This window comes from Ligilactobacillus apodemi DSM 16634 = JCM 16172, from assembly GCF_001434405.1.
Taxonomy (GTDB): domain Bacteria; phylum Bacillota; class Bacilli; order Lactobacillales; family Lactobacillaceae; genus Ligilactobacillus; species Ligilactobacillus apodemi.
Genome location: NZ_AZFT01000043.1, coordinates 22,704 through 45,928 on the forward strand (window position 1 = coordinate 22,704; position 23,225 = coordinate 45,928).

The window sequence follows — 23,225 nt, forward strand, 5'->3', positions numbered from 1 at the left end:
TTCATTATTATAGAAAAATTTTTTAGCTGCTCACACAACATCTTTCGCTTAAAATGTTGGATTTTTAACTAAAAAAGCCGTTCTTTATTTCTAAAGAACGGCTTTTGATTAAATAATAACTGTAAAAGTTATTACCTTATTTTTGTAACTAATATTGATTTGCCCTTTAAAAGCCTTAACGATACTTTGCGCCATCGATAATCCGATCCCATAGCCCTTCTTTTGGCTATTATGTGATTCATCTTCACGATAAAAACGTTCAAAAAAGCGACTATAGTCTACATCTTCACCGGCAGCATAAGTATTAGAGATCTGCAAGCGTCCACGTTTTCGGGTATGCCCGACTGTATCTAATTGAACTTTGACAGTTCCATTTTGATCACAGTATTTATTGGCATTATCAGTCAAGATCGAGACCATTTCAAACAGTGCTTTTTCTTCTGCTTTAACGCTGATATCGGGTTGAATATCGAGTTCTAATGTCTTACCGTCTTTTACGATCACACTCTTAAAATCAGCCGCTGCATCTTGTGTGATCGCTGAAAAATCAACTTCTTTTAACACCATATCGGGTTGTTCTTCTAACCGAGCTAGGCTAACTAGACGGTCGATCAATTTAGTCAATCTTTTTACTTGATCATCGGTGCTTTTAGTCCATTCTGATTCACCAGCCACCATTTCGATCAATTCATTATTGGCGGCAATGATCGCTAAGGGGGTCTTTAGTTCATGGCCTGCATTCGTAATAAAACGCCGTTGCTTTTCGTAGTTTTCAACAAAGGGTTTGATCATTAAACTTGATAACCCGACAACGATCGCCATAAAAAAGATAAATCCCAGAATCGCCAACATTACCGAGATACTCAAGAGATCTTGGAATGATTGTTGGTATGCCGTCACATCCAAGACAACGATCACTTTATTGCCTGCTTTATTTTTCGTAACTAAATATGAATATTGACTTCTTCCTTCACTAAATGCTCCTTGTTTTTTACCTGATTTAACAATTTTTCGAATTCGAGCAATCGCTTCTTTGTCAGTGATATTGGCTACATTTTCAGTATTGAGCTGAATATCTTTAGTCTGAGCATCAACGGTCGCACTATAGTAACGAAAACTTCGTAAGTCGTCATCTGAAAGTTTATTACCTAAGTCTTTTGACGTTTTTTCTAAACTGGGGAAACGCCCGTTATTAGCCGAAAGAACGGTCAAAACACGCGTGATTTGTTGTTGTGTTTGAAAGTAGCGCGCCGAATTGATGATCCCTAGCGTTGATGCCAAAATCAACAAAATCGCCCCGGCAGCGATCAGCAAGAAACGGAGTCTAAGTTTTTTAAACATCTCCATCCCTCCTAAATCATTGTCAGTTTAAAGATCCCATCTTTTTCGCCAGTGATCTGAATATCAGCATTGATTGCTTGAAGTTTTTGTCTCAGATAAGAAACATAGACCCAAACAATATTTTTATCGTCATCGTCTTCCCAAATGTGTTGGAAAATGTTATCTGTCGTTAATTCTTTATCCGTATTTAACAGCAAATATTCCATTAATTTTGTTTCTTTACCCGAAAGACGGATCGAGTTTTTCGCAACTATTTCTTGTTCTGACACATTTAGTTTCACCGAGCCATACGCTAAAACATTGGGCGTAAAAGTACTATCGGCTCTTCGTTCCATTGAGCGTAAACGTGCTAACAATTCTTTGAGCGAAAATGGTTTAGTTAAGTAATCATCGGCTCCTAGATCAAGACCTGTCACGCGGTCATCGATTTCTGCCATCGCTGTTAGCATAATGATATGAGCCCGATTTCCAGCAGCGCGAATTTCTTTTAGCGCTTCTAAACCATCTTTTTTAGGCATCATGATATCTAAAATAATGACATCATATGGATCTTTACTAGCTGCGCTAACGGCTTGTTCGCCATCATACACAGCTGTTATTTCGTAATTTTGATGTGTCATTGCGGTTACTAAAACTTGTGACATTTGTACTTCGTCTTCAGCTAGTAGCACTCTCATCTACTCACTTCCTTACTTATCTTGGATCAAATTGCGGATCGTTTGCATCGTAAGATCACACGATGCCAGCTCATCAGCACAACGCTTCAATTCCTGTGTGATCATCTCGGGATTTTTGACTTCATGTTTATATTTCATCTCATGTTCAAGGCTGGCCCAAGAATCCATTGCGATCGTGCGTAATTGGACTTCAACAAAATATGAACCGTGCTCGTTACCTAAAATATCGGGATATGGTGTTTGTAATTTTAAAATCAAATGATACGAACGATATCCATTTGGTTTAGCATTGGTAATGTAGTCTTTTTCATTATAGATCGTAACTTGTGGTAAAGCCTTGATCTGCGCGATCGTTTGATAAACATCATCAACAAAACCACAGACGATCCGGATCCCAATGCTATCATGAATATCATCCAAGGCAGATTTTGGTGTCAGGGGCAGATTTTTCCGCTGACATTTTTCTGCCATCGAATCAGGCGCTTTAATGCGGGCAATCAAATGTTCATACATTTTAAAGCCAGTTTTTTCTTTTACTGTTTTATTGGCTGAAACGATCTCTTTAGTAAAATCTTCTAAGATCAATGGTAAATACTGTGCATAATCACCATATACTTCGGTCTGTTCCATCAGTGACACCCACTTTTGTTTTTTTAATACTAATGATTTACTAGCATAACAAATTTTTTTTAAAAAAAAGTAAAAACCTGTTATCAGCACAAAGTTATTTTCTTTGTAGCTTCACTACCGCTTCCGCTCGTGCCGTTTGTGGAAACATGTCGACCGATTGAATATAGGAAACATCATAAGCAGCAGTCAATTTCACCAGATCACGTGCTAACGTTGAGGGGTTGCAAGAAACGTAAACAAATTTTTCTGGTCGATACTTTAAGATCGTTGCGATCAAAGCATCATCTAGCCCTGTCCGCGGTGGATCGACCACTAAAGCATCAAAGCTAAACCCTGCTTTGATCCATTTAGGCAACAGCTCTTCAGCTTTTCCAGTCTCATAATGCGCCTTTCTTTGCGCTTTTTGGGCATTTTTTTGCGCATCACTGATCGACTCAGCAATAATATCCATGCCACGGATCTCTTGGGCATTTTTCCCCACATATAACCCGATTGTTCCCACACCACAATAAGCATCGACCAGCGTTTCAGATTCCGATAAGGCTAAAGCTTTTTTCACTTCATCGTATAAAACTTCGGTCTGTTTAGGATTCATTTGGAAAAATGCCCGAGCAGATAAGTCAAACCAAACATCACCGATTTTTTCAGTAATACTTTCTTTACCCGCCAATAATTGCGTTTCTTTGCCCCAAACAAGTGATGTTCTCCCAGGATTGATATTTTGCATCACGGAAACAATTGCCGGGAATTTTTGCAAAATTTCTGCAATTACTTCGTTTTTATGCGGTAATTGCAAAGTATTGGTCACAAAAACAAGCTGAACTTCGCCCGTCGCAAATGCTTCACGTACGACGATCGTTTTTAGCGACCCTTGATTTTTTCTTTCATCGTAAATTGAAACTTGCCATTTTTCTAACAGTGAACAAAGCTCACGTATGATTTGCATCGTCAAGTCACGTTGGGTCGCAAAAGTCGGCAAGTCGACTAATTGATGGCTATTTTCTTTATACAAGCCTGCCATAACTTTGCCCTCTTTTGTTTTACGCACTTGAAATTGTGCCTTATTACGATAATGATACGGCTCAGCTATCCCCAAAGTCGGGCGTAATTCGTAATTTTTATAGCCTTTAGGTTTGAACTTTTCTAAGGCTTGAGCAATCACATCGCGCTTAAATTCTAGTTGCGCATCATATGCTAAATGCTCTAATTCGATTCCCCCAACATCGTACTTGTCGATCGGAGTGACCCTTTTTTCACTAGCTTGTTTAACTTTAAGCAAGCGAGCCTTAGCATATTTAGTTTTAGCTTCAGTTATTTGAGCAAGTACTACTTCACCGGGCAAGGTTTTAGGAATAAAGACGATCTTTCGCTTGTAATAGCCGATTCCTTCACCATTGATCCCTAAACGCTTGATCGTCACTACGATCTTTTGGCCCTTTTTTAACTGAACTCCAGTTGATGGTTGTCTTTTTACTTGCTTCACTTGAAACTTCTACCTCCATTAAATTTTATCTTTGAAATTATACCATATACAGTCTAAGATAGTAGTAACTAATCTTGTGAAAGGATGGGAATAATGGTCAAAAAGATCACATCCATTGCAGCACAAAAAAAGCCTGGACGCTTTAATATCTTTCTTGATGGTCAATATGCATTTCCAGTCAGTGAAAATGTTTTGATCAAGTATCGGTTGACTAAAGGAATGGAACTCACTGAAGACTTGATCACCGCACTAAAACAAGCTGATCTGCAGGCTAAGGCTTATAATAAAGCCCTTGATTATTTGAGCTATCAGTTGCGTACTGAAAAAGAAATCAGCACTTATTTGAAAAAATTAGCTACTCCAGCCGATGATATTGCCGATATTATTGCTAAATTACACGAATTAAACTTACTTGATGATCTTGCTTACGCTAAAAGCTATGTTCGGACTAGTGCTAATACGACTGATAAAGGTCCTTTTGTGATCACCCAAAAATTGAAACAAAAAGGCGTTTCACAAGCGTTGATCACAGAGGCTCTAACCGAATTTAGCCTCGAACAACAAGTCCAAAACGCCGTGAAAATTGCGCAAAAATTCGTGGCTAAAAATTCAAGTATTTCATTTCAAGCATTGAAGACTAAATTACAACAACGTCTGGCCACTAAAGGTTTTTCAAGTGAAGTTATCAGTTTAGTTATGGATGAACTACAACTAACAAAAGACGAAGACCAACAAGCTGAAGCACTAAAAAAACAAGCGCAAAAAATTTGGCGTCGTTATCAACGCTTTGACGAACCAGAACGCTCTTTTAAGCTAAAACAAGCTTTATATCGTAAAGGTTTTTCTTTGACCGAAATCGAAAGTTATCTCCAAGAACTAGCCGAATAAACAATAGCTCCTGTTTCCCTTTGAACGAAACAGGAGCTATTTACTTTACTTATTTTTCCGTTTAAAAATACGTTTGACCGAACTATCATTGAAATGATCTAATGACCGTTTAGTCCTGATCTTACCAAATTCTTGTTCTTCCAAACTGGCGTTGATCACAGCTCCGATCATGATCACTAACGAACTGTAATTCATCCAAAATAATAACACGATAAATGTCCCTAAGGCGCCATAACTCATCACTGAATGAGCAAAATAGCGCACATAGTAACTAAAACCTTGAGTCAAGATCATCCAGCCAAAGGTGGCAAATAATGCCCCTGGCCACAGAAATTTAAAGTGGATCTTTGCATTTGGAACTAAGAGATACAACACACACATGATACTAAAAATTCCAATTATTGTGGTCGGCCACTTTAACTGCATAAACGTAGTCAACCAATCAAGCGGTAAGTTAAAAATTGGCGTGATATATTCAAGGATCTGTTGCCCAAAACTATAAATAAAGAAAAATACGACTAATAATACTCCGATAAAAATCGTAATTAAAAATGACAAAATCCGTTGGGTAAACATTCCTTGATCGACACCAACACCAAAAGTTTCATTAAATGCTTTTTTTAACGCATTGATCCCGCGACTAGCTGCCCATAAAGTCAACAGCCCACTGATCGAAGCAGCCCCACTAGATGAACCTGCATCTAAAAAATTCTTGAGTAGAGGCTCTAAAGTACCATAAACAGAAACCGGAACGGCAATTTTTAAATATGGCAAAATTGCACTAGAATCTAAATGAAATAGCGGCAAGATATTGCCAATAAAAATAACCATCGGAAAAATAGCAACTAAGGTATAATAAGCGATCACAATGGCAGCTCCACTGACATTAGCCCGCTTAAAATTTTTGCTAGCAATTTTATAGAAAGTTTGTAATGCTTGTATTTTTTCCTTAATATTAATATTCATCATCATCTTGATAAGTATTAGTTGCGGATTGGGTTGTTTGACTACTTTGAGTTTGTGTATTTTGTGTTGCTGTACTTGAAGTTGCTGTGTCCGTTGCTGAGCTTGTCGTGCTTGTAGTTGCTGGAACTTTCAAGACTTCGCCAGCATTAACACTGCTACTTGAAAGATCGTTTAATTCCATCAATTCTTGGACCGTTGTATTATATTTGGCTGCGATCGTTGATAAGTAATCCCCCGAACGCACCGTATAGGTCGTATAATTTCCGCTATCAGTTGCTTTTTTCTTAGTCGACGAACTTGATTTAGCAGAATTTTCCTGGCTCGAAGGAGCTTTCGTGGTCGAATCATCAGACTCAGCCGCTTTTTCACTTTCCTTAGTTGATGAACTGGCAGTTGTGCTAGTACTGCCATATTTGCTAGTGGCAATTGCTTTTTGACGTTCATACTCTTGTTTTTGTAATTTTTGATTATCACCAAAACTACTGATCAAACGCCCTTGAACTCGCTCATTTCTAACAGCGACAATGCACAATAATAAAATTGCGATCACTGCTAGGCCTATTTTTAAGAAACGAGCTTGAAGTTTTGTAAGTTTGCGTTTGCTCGTGTGTCGCGAACGTGTCATATTTACTTTCTTTCCCTTCATATTTATAGATAATTGCTAAAGCTAAAAAAGCCGGGGCAAATACCCAGCTTTCGTGATCATTATTTAAGCGTTTTACCTAACTCTTTAATGTATTCTTTCAACTCGCCTTGTACTTCTGGGTGACGTAACCCGAATTGAATCGAAGTCTTAAGATAACCAAATTTATAACCAACATCGTAACGTTGCCCCTTAAATTCATGGGCAAAGACACGTTGGATCTTATTCAAACGATCGATCGCGTCAGTCAATTGGATTTCATTACCTGCACCTGGTTCTTGTGTTTCAAGCATTGTAAAGATCTCAGGTGTTAATAAGTAACGACCAATGATTGCCAAATCAGATGGAGCTTTATCAACAGCTGGTTTTTCAACAAATTTTTTAACATCGTACAATCCTGGCTTTGTTTCAGCTGTTGGGTCGATCACACCATACTTGTTAACTTCATCATGTGGAACCTTCATAACAGCTAAAGTTGAAGCATGGGTTTCATCGTAACGATTCATCAATTGCTTAGTCAAAGGAACTTTATCTTCCATAATATCATCGCCAAGCATAACAACAAATGGTTCGTTACCAACAAAGTCTTTCGCCATCAATACGGCATCCCCTAAACCACGTGGATGTGATTGACGAATGAAATAAAGGTTGATATCTGTTGTTTGTTCAACTAGACGTAATAATTCCGTCTTGCCTTTTTCTTTTAAGTTTTGTTCAAGTTCTGGAACAGAGTCAAAGTGGTCTTCGATCGGACGCTTACCTTTACCGGTAACAACTAAGATATCTTCGATTCCAGATTTTTTAGCTTCTTCAACAATGTATTGAATTGTTGGTTTATCAATAATTGGCAACATTTCTTTTGCCAAAGCCTTTGTTGCAGGCAAGAAACGTGTTCCCAACCCTGCGGCAGGAATAACGGCTTTTCTTACTTTCATTTGCTATACCCCTTTTGAGATTTCTAAGTTACTACTCCTAGTAGTAATAGTAACACTTGAGTATTCCATATTCATTATACCAGTACTCGTATTATTTACAAGTTATAGTGATCTTATTGTACTGCGTAACAACTAAACTTTCGTGCCAAGATCCCGTGACAATGCCGTTACTACAATGGATTAAAGTATTAATTATTTTTATATAAATATTTAGCATCAATATCAGGATCTTGGGAAGTTAAGATCTTAGGACCATCTTTAGTGATCACGATCGTGTGTTCATATTGGCAACATAAACTACCATCAACAGTACGTGCGACCCAGCCATTAGGATCGCTCATATCTGCACGCCAATCACCTGTAGTCACCATTGGTTCGATCGTGATCGTCATCCCTTCACGCAAACGGACACCCTTGCCAGCTTCACCATAATGTGGCACGTTAGGACTTTCATGCATTGTTGGTCCAATACCATGCCCAATAAATTCGCGAACATCACCGTAACCATTTTCATCTTCGACATATTTTTGAATAACTGCGCCAATGTCACCGATGCGATTTCCGACTTTAGCTTGATCGATCCCTAAATATAGAGCTTTTTTAGTAACTTCCATCAAACGTTCAACTTCAGGAGAGGCCTTACCAACCACATAACTCCAGCAAGAATCACTAAAAGCACCGTGATAATCAACAACCGTATCGACTTTTACGAGATCGCCTTCTTTTAAAATCAATTTTTTTCGGGGAAAGCCATGACAGATCTCATCATTAACACTGACACAAGTAGCATACTCATAGCCTTCAAAGCCAATTTGAGCAGCAACCGCACCGTGTTCTTTAAAATATTTCCGGGCAAATTCTTCAATATCCCAACTTGAGATCCCCGGTTTAATGATCTCTCTAAGTCCAACATGCATCCCAGCAAGGATCGCACCTGACTTTGCCATTTCTTCTACTTCACGTGGTGATTTTAATGTTATCATCTTTGCTCGACCGCCGTATCAAATGTGAACAAGGATCTCTCAACTACCCTTGAGAAAGAAATACAGCCTATCCTTTCTTGATTTTGTTTCTGACCTCTTACCGTTAGCATTTTCCTAAGTATCTCCATTTCACATTCCACATTTTCTATGAACAACTTAGATCACTACTGACAAAAAATTAGTAATGCTTTTGTTAACAGTTGAGTATTTACACTTAATATTTGACTTTTTTAATTATAACACATTCCTAACCTAGGCAAAAATCGCGTTAAAATCACATTTATGCCCCCTGATACTTGCCTTTGAGTGTTACCAAAATCGTCATCATCTTTTCTTCACAAATATCTTATTTGCTTCATACTAATAATATGTGGCATTTTTGGTATAATGGTTGATGTAATAAACATGTTGAAAGAAGGAATTAATTATGGCTACAGCTAAAGTTATTTTTGCCACGATCACTGGCAACAACGAAGATATTGCTGATATCATCGCCCAAACATTAGAAAGTGAAGGACTAGAAGTCGAAACTGAAGAAATCTCACAAGCTGATCCAACTGAATTTGAAGAAGTCGATCTTTGCGTCGTATGCCCTTATACTTACGATGAAGGTTCACTTCCCGATGAAGGGCTCGATTTCTTTGAAGAACTAGCTGAAACTGATTTAAGTGGCAAGATTTATGGCGTTGCTGGTTCTGGCGACACATTTTATGGTGAGTATTATGGTCTAGCGATCGATAAATTCGACCAAGCTTTAGCTAAAGCGGGTGCTACTAAAGGTGCAGATAATGTAAAAATCAATCTGGCACCAGATAGCGATGAAGATATCGCACGACTAGATGAATTCGCTAAAAAGTTAGCTCAAAAAGTCCAAGCTAATTAATTTTTCATGTATTAGATATAGATAACTATTCATCTGAAATGAGGACAAGATCGTGAATTTTTCATTCAATAAAAGAAAGATTACTCATCTTTATCTAACATATACTTTGGCCTTTATCACTGTTGCCATTTTTGTTTATGGAACATATTTACTCACAGGCCATTCGTTGATCTGGCATCTAGACGGAGCCAATCAACATTTACCATTACTCGAACAATATCGTAGTTTCTTGCTTGATTTTTTGAAAAATCCTAGTGCTGGACTGGCTCAATGGTCTTGGCATTTTGGGCTTGGCAGCGACACATTTCAAGTGTATTCATATTATACGATCGGTGATGTGTTCGCCTACTTAGCACTTCTTTTTCCCGCTTCTAAAGTGGCGTTAGCGTATCAATTAACGATCGTTTTACGCCTTTACTGTGCTGGACTTTCTTTTTGCTTTTTAGCCAAGCATTTTGACTTTGATCGTTTTACGATCGTCGGTGGTGCAATGGTATATTTGTTTAATGCTTTTTTGCTTTACTCAAATGTTGCCCAACCATTTTTCACGACCCCATTCATTTTGTTTCCACTGATCATCGTTGCACTTGAACGTGTTTTCCAAAAGCGTTCCATCTTGCCATTGATCTTAGTTTTTAGCTGGATGTTGATCAGTAGTTTTTACTTTGCTTATGTCTTAGGGATCGGGGCCATGATCTATGTGGCATTACGTTTCTTTTTATACTATAAAAAACGCTATGCTTCTTTTAAAGAAGGCGCCTTAGTCTTTTTTAACTTAGTTTTTGCCGCAGTGATCAGCTTGTTATGTGCCAGCATCATGTTGCTCCCTGAGATCTTAGCCGTCAAAAATTCTACGCGGACTGGGGGCGTCTTTGCTAACGGATTGACTTTTTATCCACCATATTATTATTTGGCCCTACCAAGCCAATTGATCAATGGTGGTAACCGTGATTTTTATTTTTGGAGCGCCTTAGGTTTTGCTAGCATCGTCTTTTTTGCGATCGTCTATATCATCCAACAACGCAAAAAATATCCGCTACTTTGTTTAAGTTTTATCATTAGTTTTGTCATGCTATTGTTACCCTTTTTCGGTGCTTTCTTTAACGGCATGATGTCTCCTTCAAACCGCTGGACTTTACTAAGTTGCCTTCCAGTCTCACTGGCTGTTTGTATTTTGCTAAAACATGCTCGCCAGCTTTCAGAAAAAACCTTAAAAATCTTTTCGTTTTCTCTGTTTGCTTACGTTGCATATATTTGTTTAACTTATTTCTTTGAAAATGACGAGAAGGTCTTTATCCCTGTGATCTTTTTATTTATTTTCTGGGGAAGTTTGATCGCCTTAAACACTCGAGTCGCAGCTAAATTGCCACGACACTTGCTCTTTTTAGCGATCATTTTAAATGTCTGCTTAAATGCGGTTTACTTTGAAGCTCCATATAATGGGGGCTATGCTGATGAAATGTTGCCATTAAATTCTTACGAAAATCTCAAAAAAAATCGTTTTGCTAATCTCGATCAAAATCTACCTGATCCTAATACCGATTTTTATCGTGTTTCAACGATCAGTAAGAATTATTATCTTGGCGCTGACTATCATCTTTATAACCTGTTAGCCAGCAAACTTTATCAGATCAACTCTTATTATTCGCTCCAAAATAAAGCGCTCGGTGAATTTTCAAAGAGTATGCAAAATTCTCAATACGAGGCCAACATCCCACTCGGGCAAGTCTCTGATCGCACTATTTTAAATAACTTCTTAGGTGTGCGTTACTTATTTACCCAAATCAACCAACCTAATGACCAAAAGATCCCTTACGGCTATGATTTAGCCCAAGTATCACAAAGAAAAGTTGATCCCAATGGTAAAACTACTAAAGACCAACAAACGCAGCTTTATCAAACAAGTAATGCGTTTCCGCTCGTTTATTTCCAAACAAGCGTGATCTCAAGTTCAGCAGCCAAGAAAATGTCGGCTACTCAACGTGAACGTGCCTTAGCAACTAGCGTGGTCGTTGACGATCAGACCGCTAAAGACTACACTAAGGCAACTTTAGCCACTGACGAAGTGATCGAAGTTCCTTACTATATCGTCTCTAGTCGGGGAAATATCGTTGACCCCGCTGATTTAAATAAACAAGATGCTGATGAAACTTATAAAATCGTCTTGCAAGACCCAGAACAATATGGTGCAGGTGAATTACACCTAGAATTTTCTAATATCAAATACACACCATATACTTTAAGGGAACAACTAAAGCTTGAAAGTCAAAATGCTAGCACTGATTTGACCCAAGGACTGTTGGATCAAAACAAGATGCTAACAAGCTATAAATATTTCCGCTATCACGTCTTACAAGGTTCACCCGATAGCAGTTTTGGTCTAACCGTAACTTCTAGCTTAGGCTCTGAAAGGCTCTTCCAACCAAAACAAAATGCACTGTCATTTTACAAGACGGTCACAAGTGGAACTTTAAATAGTGGATACTTTAAAGAACTCCCGCAAACATTGACTTTAGAGCCATCAAAACTTGGTAATTATCAATTCAAGCTCAAGATCTATGTTGAAAAGTTAGGCGCAACTTATGACAAGCAAGTCAGCACCTTACAAAAAAATGCATTACAAAACCTAAAATTCATTAATAACGGCTTGACTGGTCAGATCACTGTTAATAAAAACGGGATCTTAACGTCTTCGATCCCTTATTCTAGCAGTTGGACAGTCTATGTTGATGGCAAAGCTCAAAAAGTACTCGAAACGAACCAAGGTTTTGTAGGGATCCGTTTAAGCAAAGGATCACATCAGATCAAATTTGTTTACCACATCCCGGGCGTCAAAACTGGTGCGTTCCTTTCTCTTAGCGGCTTGATCCTACTATTAGTAGTTGTAATGTTTACTTATTTAAAAAAACGGCAACTAAATAAAAAGGACAAGTAGTTTTCCTACCTGTCCTTAAAGGCAAACACGCAGCTTGTGTTTGCCTTTTTTATTATATTTTTACGAGAGCTTAACTCACAAGTTTTTGCCTACGTTGGCATGGTCTGAACCATATAACAATTTCACTTAAATTCCGTTGGTTTTTGCGTTGTCTGGCCAAAATAATAGGCGATCGCATCTAAGATCCGCTGACTCGCTTTCCCATCACCATAAGGATTTTTAGCCTCTGCCATTTGACGATAGGCTTTTTCATCTGTTAATAAGTTCAACATTTCTTGCTTAACGGTATCAAAATCGGTGCCAACTAATTTTAAGGTACCAGCTTTGATCCCTTCTGGACGTTCGGTCGTATCACGTAAAACTAACACTGGTTTTCCAAGCGATGGTGCTTCTTCTTGCACCCCACCCGAATCACTCATAATAAAATAACTTCTAGCCGCTAAATTATGGAAATCAACGACATCTAAAGGATCGATCAAATGGATACGTTCGATCCCATCAAAAATTTCATGGGCAACTTTTTGAACTGCCGGACTTAAATGGACCGGATAAATTATTTCCGTATCTTCACGTTCAAGAACAACTTCACGCATTGCTTTAAAGACAGCTTTCATTGGCTCACCTTGATTTTCACGCCGATGCATCGTCACTAACACGATTTTTTTATTTAAATCAACTTGCTCTAAAATATTGTGATGGTAGTCTTTAGCAACTGTCTGTTGTAAAGCATCGATCGCCGTATTACCGGTGACATAAATATTTTGTGCTTGATGATGCTCTTGTAAAAGATTTTCTTTACTTTGCACAGTTGGCGCAAAATAAAGATCGCCTAAAACATCGGTCATTTGGCGGTTCATTTCTTCTGGATAAGGCGAATATTTATTCCAGGTTCTAAGCCCTGCTTCAACATGCCCAATTGCTATTTGGTTATAAAAAGCCGCTAAGCTTGCAGCAAAAGTTGTCGTCGTATCACCATGAACTAAAATAATGTCAGGTTTTTCTTGTTTGATGACCTGATCTAATTTAAGTAACACATTTGTCGTGATCGTTGTGATCGTTTGATCTTTTTGCATAATATCTAAATCATGATCAGGTTGGATCCCAAAAATATTTAGAGCTTGATCTAACATTTCACGATGTTGTGCCGTTACCGTAACTACTGTTTCAAACTCAGATGCTCTTTTTTGTAAAGCTAAAATTAACGGCGCCATTTTAATTGCTTCTGGACGGGTCCCAAAAACTGTCATTACTTTGATTTTTTTCATAAAATATATCGTTAACTATTACAAACGTGAGTCCTGTTACTCACCTAATAGTTTTTCCTTTCATCAGCTTATAGATTGATCTTGTTTATTATATCAAAGATCAACTCAAGAAAAAATTTAATGGTATCTTAATTATTTACAAATATGGTATGATAAGAGAAAAATATGGAGGTTGCTTATGCCAATTGCAAATTTTTCTGAAAAATTAGCTAAATATGCTAACTTGATCATCAAAACAGGAGTTAATCTTCAACCGGGGCAAACGGTCGTACTCTATATCTCAGTGACACAACAACCTTTGGCACATCTTATTATCAAAGAGGCCTATGCTGCTGGCGCAAGTGATGTCATGGTAAAATGGCAAGATACATTTAGTACGCGCCAATTTTTACAACATGCTGCTGACGCTCGCCTAGAAAATATTCCGGAATATTTAGTCAAAGAAGCTGACTATATCACGGCTAAAAAAGCAGCGCGCATCTCTGTTATTTCTGAAGATCCAGATGCTTTTGCTGGGATTGACCCCCAAAGAATCGCTAAAAATCAAGCAGCAATGGGCAAAGTGCTCAATAGCGTCCGCAAAGCGACTCAAAACAATGACCTTACTTGGACTGTTGTGGCTGCAGCTGATGTTGCCTGGGCTAAAAAAGTTTTTCCAGCGTTAACTGAACAAGAGGCGGTTGAGCGTCTTTGGGAAGAAATTTTCAAAACTTGTCGCATCAATGAGTCCGATCCAATTGCAACTTGGCACGAACATGATCAAAAATTACGCGCTAAAGCTCAATGGTTAAATCAAGAACAATTTAGTGCACTTCACTACACTTCAGCTAAAACTGACTTGGTGATCGGGCTACCAAAAGATCACATTTGGGAAGGGGCTGGAAGCTATAGTGCCGAAAACATCGAATTTATGGCTAATATGCCTACCGAAGAAGTCTTTACTGCTGCTGACAAAAATCGAATCAATGGTTATGTGACTTCAACTAAGCCCCTTAGCTATGCTGGAAATATCTTAGAGGAGATCAAATTTGAATTTAAAGGTGGTAAAGTAGTTGATATTTCCGCTAAAAATGGGCAAACCATTTTAGAACATTTGATCAAAACAGATGATGGTGCAAGCTCTTTAGGGGAAGTTGCGCTCGTTTCTGATCCATCACCTATTTCACGTTCTGGCATTACCTTTTATAATACCTTATTTGATGAAAATGCAAGTAATCACTTAGCGCTTGGTAGTGCCTATCCTTTTAGCATAAAAAATGGCACTAACATGACTGATGAACAATTGACCCAAGCAGGTCTTAATCTAAGTCAAGTCCACGTTGATTTCATGATGGGTTCAAGCGATATGAATATTGATGGCATCCGTGCCGATGGTAGTCGCGTCCCAATTTTTAGAAATGGCGATTGGGCTTAAGATAGTGTAAAATATAATTTTTTTACAGATAATACGCCAAAAGATCTTACTGAAAAGAAAGACAAACATTCCTGTTTGTTGGATCTCAGTAAGATCTTTTTTTTAGTTTATTAATTTTCCGACCTTAGGTAATCTAGGTAAGACTGATTTTTCATGTGGGGCACGCTTGATCTGTTCACTAAAGTCATTTCCAGCCTTATAGCCGTGATGTTGGCCATTTTTCCAAGCAGATCTTTGACTGACATCATAAACGACGCCATCAACGGCAATGTAAGCAGGTGCTCCATCTTGCCCATTGTAATGTGCTAATTCTTTTAAAGTAAATGTTTTTTCCACTGTGATCTCCTCCATAAAATATCTTTACCACAACATAAAGGTATCACAATTATTTTCTCAGACCAAATTATCTGTTTAGCGTCTTAATTTAAAATTAAAAATTGAACTACTAAATAGATTCCTACTAAGACACATAAGAGTCCAACCATAAATAAGATTCCCCGCATAATCAGCGAACTTTTTTCATGCATATTAACAGCGCTTAAGATCATCAATAGCCCAAACAAGCATATCAGTAAAATAACTAACGTTGTTGATAGTGGCATTCCCTTCACCCCAAATTACCAAAAATTTATTAACTTTAATTATAATACTTAAGCAACGTATTTTCATGAAAATTCGCTAACTATTGTAAACATTTATGAAAATTTACATTTTCAAAACATTAAGTATTTATAACTAAAAAATGAGGCAACACAAAAAACCGAGAATATTCAAAGATACCCTCGGTTTTTTATTAAATAATAGTAGCTAAACTTTTATCTTAGTACCAACCTGTTGATAACCAGTGTTGTTTAGCATTTGCCCATGAACCGTAACGTGATGCTACATAGCTTTCTGCTACTCGTTCTTGGTTTTCTGCAGAGTAGTCACCATTTAAGTATGATGCTGAAAGTTGGTATTTACCAATATATTGACCGTTTGTTACTGTGTATGAACCACCAGATTCTTTGTTAGCGATCCATTCACGAGCTGCTGCTTCATCATCAGAAGTTGTTGTAGTTGTTGTAGAAGTTGTAGCTGTTGTACTTGCTGCTACTGTTGTTGTTTGTGTTGTTGTTTGAGCTTGTTGTGCTTGAGCTGCTTGTTGTTGCGCTTGTGCTGCTGCTTGGGCTTGAGCTGCTTGTTGTTGCGCTTGCGCTTCTGCTTGGGCTTGAGCTGCTTGTTGTTGCGCTTGTGCTGCTGCTTGAGCTTGTTGTTGTGCTTGGGCTACTTGAGCCGTTTGTGTTTGTGCAACAGTTTGAGTTGATGTTTGTGTTGAAGTTGTTGTAGCTTCACCACTAACTTGGATAGTTTGACCTGGGAAGATCAAGTTAACATTTTCTAAGTTGTTTAATTTTTGAATTTCTTCAATTGTTGTATTGTAACGTGCAGCGATGTGAGAAACTGTATCACCAGCTTGAACTGTTACTGAATCTGCATTTGCTGCAACTGCTGTAGCAGCTGTAAAACCTACGACCGTCGCGGCTGACAATAAAACTTTATTTAACTTCATAAAAAATATTCACTCCTGTAAAATTCTCTTCTGTAATTAATCTATATTTTAAATCCTATTTCAAATAACATCTAAAGTAATCTGTTACCTTAGCCCCTGTCGAGCTAACAATGAATAGTATACGGATACTTTATGACATCAAAGTACCAGTAATTTTACGTAAAATCAGTTTTGTGTAAAATTTGTAACATTTCGTAATATTTAGTAATAAACAATCCGATTTCTCATTCGCATAAGTAGCTTTTTCGCCCTAAATAACAGCTTTTATAGCAGTTTTGAGTTTTGTGACAAAAAATGCTCTTCTTTTGCCAAGTTTTCCAAATTTTTTTCGATAAATTTGAAAAAAAATTTTTTTTACTGAAAAAAAGTCTTTTTTTCGCTTTTTTCAGCTTAAAATCACATTTTTTGTTACATTACTGAAATAGTGTAACAACCCGAACAAACGTATGTTCTTATTTTTTTAGGTGTTTCATGCTTTTTTTCTGGATAAACTTTTTTTTATGTAACAAAAATAAGTCAGAACAACAAAAAAATATCTTACACCCACTTTTTTCGTGAATATAAGATACTTCTTCTTTAGTCTGTTACGCTATGATCTCTTTTCTTTCTACGATAAAATGTGACCCCACCTACTACTAACACGATAATGCATACCGCACTAACGATCATCCGTAAATCATTACCATTGAAAATCGCATCACCACCAAAGGCATATAAAAATGAAGTAGGCAAGACACCGATCACAATACATAATAGTTGTTTTTTAAAACCTAATTTTAGATGAACTCCCATATAATTAACTAAAAACGACGGCACGATCGGAATCATGTAACCTAAAATCAACGCTAACATCTTATTTTTAAAATGTGCTAGTTTTTCTAAAATTCGATTTGGCTTAGCAGAAGTTGCTTTATTATCACGTTCTGTTTCAAACCGAATAAAAAAGCCCGTCACAACTAAATTTCCCAGCGTATTTCCAATAATATTCATGATCAAGCCAACAACTGGCCCAAAACAAACGCCATTAAAAATGCAGATCACCGAACTTGATAAAGCAGGCACGGCTGACGTGACCGCAGTTAACAAGACCAAGAGGAACATATCCTTTAAGCCATGTCCCCTAAATGTATCCATCAGCAAATCTTTATCATGACTTGGATTCAAGAATTTTAAATATTGCTGTTCATTATCCTTAAAAATGATATATATCAGAAAAAAAGCTAAAATTATCCCCAGTATGCTCAAACCGTAAAGTAACTTACGGTGTCTGATACGTAACTCTTCCATTAATGTTCCTCACCATTCATTTATAATTACTTTTAGTTTAACAATTAATTACCTAAACTTCCAGTTAGTTAATTTCAGCTATTATATAGGTAGGAATATTTTTTGATAAATCATCACCTTAGTGTAAACGCTATCAAAAATTGTTATAATTAACTTATCTAGTATTCTAACGGGGAAAGTAGGTCTTTTGACATGAAAAAAGGTACTTTAGCACTTATTATTATTTTTCTTATCAACATCCTTGCTGGTTGTACTAAAGCCAATTCTGCAGTGACCCACAATATTGCTACTAAATCAACCAGCAGTCAGCAAATCAGCACAAGTAATAAAACAAAATCTCAAATGGGGAATTCTAATTCCTTTTCCACGGTGGTCAAGACTGCTAACGCTCAATTAACAGACTTAAAACCACAACTAGACGATACTTTCAGTGATACTTGGGTCGAAGAAGGACCAAATAGCACGCTTATTTATAATTTTCAGCTCTCACCTCAAATGAGCAGTGAATTTGATATCCAAGCAACCCATCCGCTAATATTGCAAATGCTAACTCCCTATCTTACACAAACTTTAGCGACATTTCCTGATTTACACATTGAGATCAATTATTTACGCCCAGATAGTTCATCATTAGCTAGTTTTACGGTCTCTTCGGCAGAACTTACTACCACAAAAGATTAAGCATACAAAAAAGCGATTCTTCGCCTACATAGATGAAGAATCGCTTTTTTTCTTCTATAATATAGAAAATTATTTTTTAGTAAACACCTTGCGCTTGCATTGCCGTTGCAACTTTTTTAAAACCTGCAATGTTAGCACCTAAAACAAAATCGTCAGCCACACCATATTCTTTAGCGGCATCTTTGATCGTATAGTAAATGTTTTCCATGATAGCTTTTAATTTTTCGTCAGTTTCTGCAAAAGTCCAACTTAAACGTTCTGAATTTTGACTCATTTCTAACGCTGAAACAGCTACCCCACCGGCATTAGCTGCTTTACCTGGAACAAATAAAACACCATTTTCTTGGAAATATTTAGTTGCTTCAAGCGTAGTTGGCATGTTTGCACCTTCTGCTACAGCTAAAACGCCATTAGCTACTAATTGCTTAGCGTCTTCTAGAGCTAACTCATTTTGAGTTGCACATGGTAAAGCAACATCAACTTTTACTTGCCATACTCCCCGTCCTTCATGATATTGCGCACTTGGACGGTTCTCAGCATAGGCAGTAAGGCGTTCGCGCTTAACTTCTTTTACTTCACGTAATAACTCAAGATCAATTCCTTCTGGGTCATAGATCCATCCCGTCGAATCCGAGCAAGTTACTACTTTTGCTCCTAATTCTTGTGCCTTTTTGATCGCATAGATCGCCACATTTCCAGCACCAGAAACAGCAATCACTTTGCCTTTTAAGGTTTGCTCATGGTCACGTAACAAGGCATCTACTAAATACAATAAGCCATAACCAGTTGCTTCAGTTCGAACAAGTGAGCCACCAAATTCAAGACCTTTACCGGTTAAGACCCCTTCATAAACACCTTTTAGGCGCTTATATTGCCCAAATAAATAGCCAATTTCACGCGCACCAGTCCCAATATCACCAGCCGGAACATCCATATCTGCCCCGATGTATTTAGCTAGTTCCGTCATAAAGCTTTGGCAAAATGCCATGATTTCACGGTCAGACTTACCCTTAGGATCAAAATCACAGCCACCTTTACCGCCACCGATCGGTAATCCCGTTAAGGCATTCTTGAAGATTTGTTCAAAGCCCAAAAATTTGATAATACTCAAATTAACTGATGGGTGCAAACGTAAGCCACCCTTATATGGCCCAATAGCATTGTTAAATTGAACCCGATAAGCATTGTTGACTTGTGTTTGTCCTTGATCATCGACCCAAGAAACTCTAAATAGCAATTGACGATCTGGTGTTGTTAAGCGTTCCAAAATTGCTTGTTTACGATATTTTGCTTCGTCTTGTTCGATCACCGGACGTAAAGATTCTAAAACTTCTTGTACTGCTTGATTAAATTCTTTTTGTTCACCATTTTGTGACTTTACACGTTGTAAAACTTCATCAACATATCCCATTTGCACACCTTAACTATTTACTTACGTAGCAAAATACAACGTCAAGACGCTGTATTTTGAAAGCTTAAATAGCGTTACCTTCCCTAAGAATATAAAATTTCTTTACAGTATCTACGTTAAACTTTCTACCGCATAAACTTTGGTTCTCATTTTACCTTAATGTTAAAGTTAATTTCAAGTCTCACAAGGTATTTATAGCAAACCTTAATCTGCTAAAGCAATTCTCAAACATTGATAAAAATAAATTGATAAAGCGTTTAACTTGTCTTCTCGAAGTAGATTAGTTAGACTTATTTCTAAGATGCCTTAATCTAATTTAATGTCAAAGGGGTGAGATTAGTGTTAAAAGAGTTTAAAGAGTTTATTTCACGCGGAAGTGTGCTTGACTTGGCAGTCGGTGTGATCATCGGTAGTGCCTTTACAGCCATTGTTAATTCTTTAGTTAAAGATTTGATCAATCCGTTTATCGGGCTTTTCTTAGGGAAGATCGATCTTTCCGATTTAAAGTTCTCAGTCGGTGGCGCTAACTTCATGGTCGGTAGTTTCATAAATGCTATTATTAATTTCTTGATTATCGCATTTGTTATCTTCTTGATCGTTAAAGCGTTTAACAAAGTTCTTCCTAAAAAAGAGGAAGAAGCTGCTGATAAACCTGCACCAGAAGTTGAATTATTGGCAGAGATCCGCGATTTATTGAAAAAAGAACAAAAATAATCGGTCAGCCTCCAATTTAAGGTATAATAAAAGAATCCTTAAATCGGAGGCTTTTTATATGCACACGGCTACTAAATACATATTTCTTATCAACCCCACTTCAGGAAATGGTAACTCTACCAAAATTTGGGATAAGTTAAAAACATACCTTGAGGCCCAGCAAGTAAATTATTCCGCCTATTACTCAACTTCACTCCAAGATTTTTGCACCCACTTTCAAAAACTAGCACAGCAAAAATCCTCCCACCAGTTAGTGATCTTAGGCGGAGATGGCACCCTTTATGCCGCCTTAAATTGCCTACACTTTCCTACTAAACTGGCGATTCCTTTAGCTTACATTCCTTGCGGGTCAGGCAACGATTTCGCTAAAGCAGCTAAGATCGCCACCGATCCGCTCCAAGCATTAAAGCATTTATTGGAATCTCCTATTGAAAAAAAACTAGCTTTAGGTTACTATCAGTATCCCAAAAAAGAAGGCGTCTTTTCTAATAATTTTGGTTTAGGCTTTGATGCAAGGATCGTAACTTTAGCAAATAATTCAGCGATCAAACGTTCTTTAAATAAATTCCATCTCGGAAAATTTTCCTATGCTACCTTGTTTTTCAAGGCCCTTTGGCAACAAAAAAATTTTGAGATCACTGTTGAGTTACCCCACCAAAAGCCCCAAAAAATCAAGTATGCATTCCTGTGTACGATCACCAATCAACCTTATTTTGGTGGTGGTTTTGCGGTTGCCCCAACTGCTGATTTAGCCGAAAAGAAACTTGATTTAGTAGTCCTTGAAAATACTAATTGGTTAAAATTCATTTGGCTATTTTTGTTGCTGATCTTACCAGGAAAGCTGTGGTTTAAGCCCAAATCACTGCAGCATTTCAAAGCCACACATTTTAAAATTCACACTACTACTGCTCAACCCGTGCAAATCAACGGTGAAACACTACAACTTGGGCCTACCACATTAAATTTTCAAGTTGTTACTCAAAAATTTATATTTTAAAAAATATAGCTCAAACTGATCTAATAGGTTACACTTAAATTACCAATCATATTCAGGAGGGACTTGCCAATGAAAAAAAGACTTGTTCAAAAGCCATGGTTTTACTGGATCGTCTTAGTCGTTGCCCTAGAAATGATCGCCATTTCGGTCAACTTCTTTTATGCTCCGATCAACATTGCAGCTGGTGGTGCTACGGGCCTTGCAATTTTACTTGACGCCTCTTTTGGAATCAATCGCTCACTGACCGTTTTAGTGATCAACCTGATCATGATCGGTGCTGCTTGGTTGTTACTAGATAAAAAAACTGTTAAAAATATTATTTTTGGTAGTTTTTTACTACCATTATTGATGTATATCACTCCTAGTCAAAAAATCGTTGAAGACGATCTTTTAGCTGTGATCGTGGGTGGGGCTGTCTTTGCTTTAGGGATCGCTGCGCTTTATCGCATCAATGCTTCTAGTGGAGGCACCACGGTACCACCAATGATCTTAAAAAAATACTTCCATCTTGATCCAGCGATCACCTTGTTAGCGATCGATATGTTAGTGACCTTTTTCAACATTTTTGTTTCTGGGCTAAACGCCTTTTTTATGGCATCATTTTCACTTGTAGTTACTTCTTTTGTAATGCGCTATACCGAAGCGGGCTTAGACCACAAATATCAAGTACAAGTTATGAGTCAAGATAAATTACCTGAAATCAAAAAAATGCTTGAATCTGAAGATCATGCGATGACTATTTTTAACGTTCGGGGGGGTTATTCCGCCAACGAAAAAGAATTAGTCATGGCTGTTATTGATAATCAAAGTTATGGTCCCTTAGTTGCGGCTGTCCATGATATTGATCCAGATGCTTTTATCGTCACCTCGAATGTCGTTAAAGTTCACGGTGGTACTTTTGGAATTTGAGCCACTTAAAATCGCTAGTTTTAGTTAGCGATTTTTTTATGCACAAAAGTTGACACCGTGTCACTTTTAATGTTAAATTTAAACCGAAAAAAATTAAAGAAAGGTAGGTTATTATTTGAGATGGCTTCAAAAACTTTTCTCAATTTAGCGCCTAAAAAGAAGCAACGGATCACCACAGCTTTATTAACAGAATTTTCCCATTATCCCTTGGTGAAAGCACAGGTTGCTCGAATCATAAAAAATGCGGATATCGCTCGTGGAGCCTTTTATAAATACTTTGACGATCTCACCGATGCCTATGATTACATTTATCGGTGCGCTTTAGCTGATATTCGCCCCCATCTATCTTCCAATAGTTCTGCGACTGAACTCTTAGACGCCACGCGTGATTTTCTCACAGCCACAAGTGCTAGTCCCTATTTTGAATTTATTAAATTGCATTTGACGGTCAATGAAAAAACGATCGTCTTCACTGATCATAAACGCCAATTAGCACCCAAAAGATGGGCTTTGATCAATCTGTGTCATCAAACGATCTGTGAAGCTATGCTCGATCCTAAACATACTGCTGACTATTTGGCACGACTTGAAGCTGTTTCTTTGACTCTATTTCCTACCCAGAAAGGGTGAA

The 23,225-nt window shown here is 37.6% G+C and carries 23 protein-coding genes; 9 read left to right on the top strand and 14 right to left on the bottom strand.

The genetic code is table 11. The annotated features are described in order from the left end of the window. Positions 1-108 precede the first annotated feature (108 nt). The 4 genes from FC32_RS03410 to rlmD all read right to left on the bottom strand — a co-directional run bounded on the left by FC32_RS03410 (position 109) and on the right by rlmD (position 4,131). A complete protein-coding gene (locus FC32_RS03410) occupies positions 109-1,341 on the bottom strand; it encodes a sensor histidine kinase (protein WP_025087552.1) in 1,233 nt (410 codons plus the stop codon). Between the two features lie 11 nt (positions 1,342-1,352). Then, positions 1,353-2,018 carry a response regulator transcription factor gene (locus FC32_RS03415; protein ID WP_025087551.1) on the bottom strand — a complete coding sequence of 222 codons (666 nt, stop codon included), beginning with the start codon at positions 2,016-2,018 and terminating at the stop codon, positions 1,353-1,355. Positions 2,019-2,030: 12 nt separating this feature from the next. Next, positions 2,031-2,648: a GTP pyrophosphokinase gene (locus tag FC32_RS03420; protein WP_035460036.1), complete on the bottom strand. Its 618-nt coding sequence runs from the start codon at positions 2,646-2,648 to the stop codon at positions 2,031-2,033. 94 nt (positions 2,649-2,742) lie between these two features. After that, positions 2,743-4,131 (bottom strand): 23S rRNA (uracil(1939)-C(5))-methyltransferase RlmD, encoded by a 1,389-nt coding sequence (gene rlmD, locus FC32_RS03425; RefSeq protein ID WP_025087550.1) that lies wholly within the window; start codon positions 4,129-4,131, stop codon positions 2,743-2,745. A 93-nt stretch (positions 4,132-4,224) separates the two neighbouring features. On the opposite strand from rlmD, the gene recX reads away from it, so the two are divergent. Further along, positions 4,225-5,019, top strand: coding sequence for a recombination regulator RecX (recX, locus tag FC32_RS03430; protein WP_025087549.1), 795 nt, complete (start codon positions 4,225-4,227; stop codon positions 5,017-5,019). A gap of 45 nt (positions 5,020-5,064) precedes the next feature. On the opposite strand, the gene FC32_RS03435 is transcribed toward recX, so the two are convergent. The 4 genes from FC32_RS03435 to map all read right to left on the bottom strand — a co-directional run bounded on the left by FC32_RS03435 (position 5,065) and on the right by map (position 8,546). Beyond that, positions 5,065-5,988 (bottom strand): YihY/virulence factor BrkB family protein, encoded by a 924-nt coding sequence (locus tag FC32_RS03435; RefSeq protein WP_235804340.1) that lies wholly within the window; start codon positions 5,986-5,988, stop codon positions 5,065-5,067. Next, positions 5,975-6,610 carry a LysM peptidoglycan-binding domain-containing protein gene (locus FC32_RS03440; RefSeq protein ID WP_025087547.1) on the bottom strand — a complete coding sequence of 212 codons (636 nt, stop codon included), beginning with the start codon at positions 6,608-6,610 and terminating at the stop codon, positions 5,975-5,977. Before FC32_RS03440 ends, FC32_RS03435 begins: the two co-directional genes overlap by 14 nt. Before the next feature lie 80 nt (positions 6,611-6,690). Next, a complete protein-coding gene (gene galU, locus FC32_RS03445) occupies positions 6,691-7,563 on the bottom strand; it encodes a UTP--glucose-1-phosphate uridylyltransferase GalU (protein ID WP_025087546.1) in 873 nt (290 codons plus the stop codon). Positions 7,564-7,751: 188 nt separating this feature from the next. Continuing rightward, positions 7,752-8,546 carry a type I methionyl aminopeptidase gene (gene map / locus FC32_RS03450; RefSeq protein ID WP_025087545.1) on the bottom strand — a complete coding sequence of 265 codons (795 nt, stop codon included), beginning with the start codon at positions 8,544-8,546 and terminating at the stop codon, positions 7,752-7,754. Positions 8,547-8,973: 427 nt separating this feature from the next. Here map and FC32_RS03455 point away from each other — a divergent pair, with 427 nt between their 5' ends. Beyond that, positions 8,974-9,429 (top strand): flavodoxin, encoded by a 456-nt coding sequence (locus tag FC32_RS03455; protein ID WP_025087544.1) that lies wholly within the window; start codon positions 8,974-8,976, stop codon positions 9,427-9,429. Positions 9,430-9,481: 52 nt separating this feature from the next. Continuing rightward, positions 9,482-12,364, top strand: coding sequence for a YfhO family protein (locus tag FC32_RS03460; protein WP_025087543.1), 2,883 nt, complete (start codon positions 9,482-9,484; stop codon positions 12,362-12,364). A 122-nt stretch (positions 12,365-12,486) separates the two neighbouring features. On the opposite strand, the gene wecB is transcribed toward FC32_RS03460, so the two are convergent. Then, positions 12,487-13,629, bottom strand: coding sequence for a non-hydrolyzing UDP-N-acetylglucosamine 2-epimerase (gene wecB / locus FC32_RS03465; RefSeq protein ID WP_025087542.1), 1,143 nt, complete (start codon positions 13,627-13,629; stop codon positions 12,487-12,489). 178 nt (positions 13,630-13,807) lie between these two features. On the opposite strand from wecB, the gene FC32_RS03470 reads away from it, so the two are divergent. Beyond that, on the top strand, positions 13,808-15,043 hold the full coding sequence (locus tag FC32_RS03470) for an aminopeptidase (RefSeq protein ID WP_025087541.1): 1,236 nt from the start codon (positions 13,808-13,810) through the stop codon (positions 15,041-15,043). A gap of 102 nt (positions 15,044-15,145) precedes the next feature. Here the strand turns inward: FC32_RS03470 and FC32_RS03475 are convergent, their stop codons facing one another. The 4 genes from FC32_RS03475 to FC32_RS03490 form a co-directional block, all read right to left on the bottom strand. Continuing rightward, positions 15,146-15,379, bottom strand: coding sequence for a cytochrome b5 domain-containing protein (locus tag FC32_RS03475; protein WP_025087540.1), 234 nt, complete (start codon positions 15,377-15,379; stop codon positions 15,146-15,148). A gap of 83 nt (positions 15,380-15,462) precedes the next feature. Then, positions 15,463-15,645 (bottom strand): hypothetical protein, encoded by a 183-nt coding sequence (locus FC32_RS03480; protein WP_025087539.1) that lies wholly within the window; start codon positions 15,643-15,645, stop codon positions 15,463-15,465. Positions 15,646-15,863: 218 nt separating this feature from the next. Next, entirely contained in the window at positions 15,864-16,595 is a 732-nt protein-coding gene (apf, locus tag FC32_RS03485) for an aggregation-promoting factor (RefSeq protein ID WP_056957262.1), read from the bottom strand. A gap of 576 nt (positions 16,596-17,171) precedes the next feature. Then, positions 17,172-17,882: a TVP38/TMEM64 family protein gene (locus FC32_RS03490; RefSeq protein ID WP_056957263.1), complete on the bottom strand. Its 711-nt coding sequence runs from the start codon at positions 17,880-17,882 to the stop codon at positions 17,172-17,174. 192 nt (positions 17,883-18,074) lie between these two features. Here FC32_RS03490 and FC32_RS03495 point away from each other — a divergent pair, with 192 nt between their 5' ends. Further along, on the top strand, positions 18,075-18,563 hold the full coding sequence (locus FC32_RS03495) for a hypothetical protein (protein ID WP_025087537.1): 489 nt from the start codon (positions 18,075-18,077) through the stop codon (positions 18,561-18,563). A gap of 76 nt (positions 18,564-18,639) precedes the next feature. Here the strand turns inward: FC32_RS03495 and gdhA are convergent, their stop codons facing one another. Beyond that, positions 18,640-19,974 carry an NADP-specific glutamate dehydrogenase gene (gdhA, locus tag FC32_RS03500; RefSeq protein ID WP_025087536.1) on the bottom strand — a complete coding sequence of 445 codons (1,335 nt, stop codon included), beginning with the start codon at positions 19,972-19,974 and terminating at the stop codon, positions 18,640-18,642. A 339-nt stretch (positions 19,975-20,313) separates the two neighbouring features. Here gdhA and mscL point away from each other — a divergent pair, with 339 nt between their 5' ends. The 4 genes from mscL to FC32_RS03520 all read left to right on the top strand — a co-directional run bounded on the left by mscL (position 20,314) and on the right by FC32_RS03520 (position 23,224). Further along, a complete protein-coding gene (gene mscL / locus FC32_RS03505) occupies positions 20,314-20,688 on the top strand; it encodes a large-conductance mechanosensitive channel protein MscL (RefSeq protein WP_025087535.1) in 375 nt (124 codons plus the stop codon). A gap of 58 nt (positions 20,689-20,746) precedes the next feature. Continuing rightward, positions 20,747-21,685: a diacylglycerol/lipid kinase family protein gene (locus FC32_RS03510; protein ID WP_025087534.1), complete on the top strand. Its 939-nt coding sequence runs from the start codon at positions 20,747-20,749 to the stop codon at positions 21,683-21,685. A 69-nt stretch (positions 21,686-21,754) separates the two neighbouring features. After that, positions 21,755-22,594, top strand: a complete 840-nt coding sequence (locus FC32_RS03515; protein ID WP_025087533.1) for a YitT family protein — start codon at positions 21,755-21,757, stop codon at positions 22,592-22,594. Positions 22,595-22,714: 120 nt separating this feature from the next. Then, a complete protein-coding gene (locus FC32_RS03520) occupies positions 22,715-23,224 on the top strand; it encodes a TetR/AcrR family transcriptional regulator (protein ID WP_025087532.1) in 510 nt (169 codons plus the stop codon). Position 23,225 lies beyond the last annotated feature (1 nt).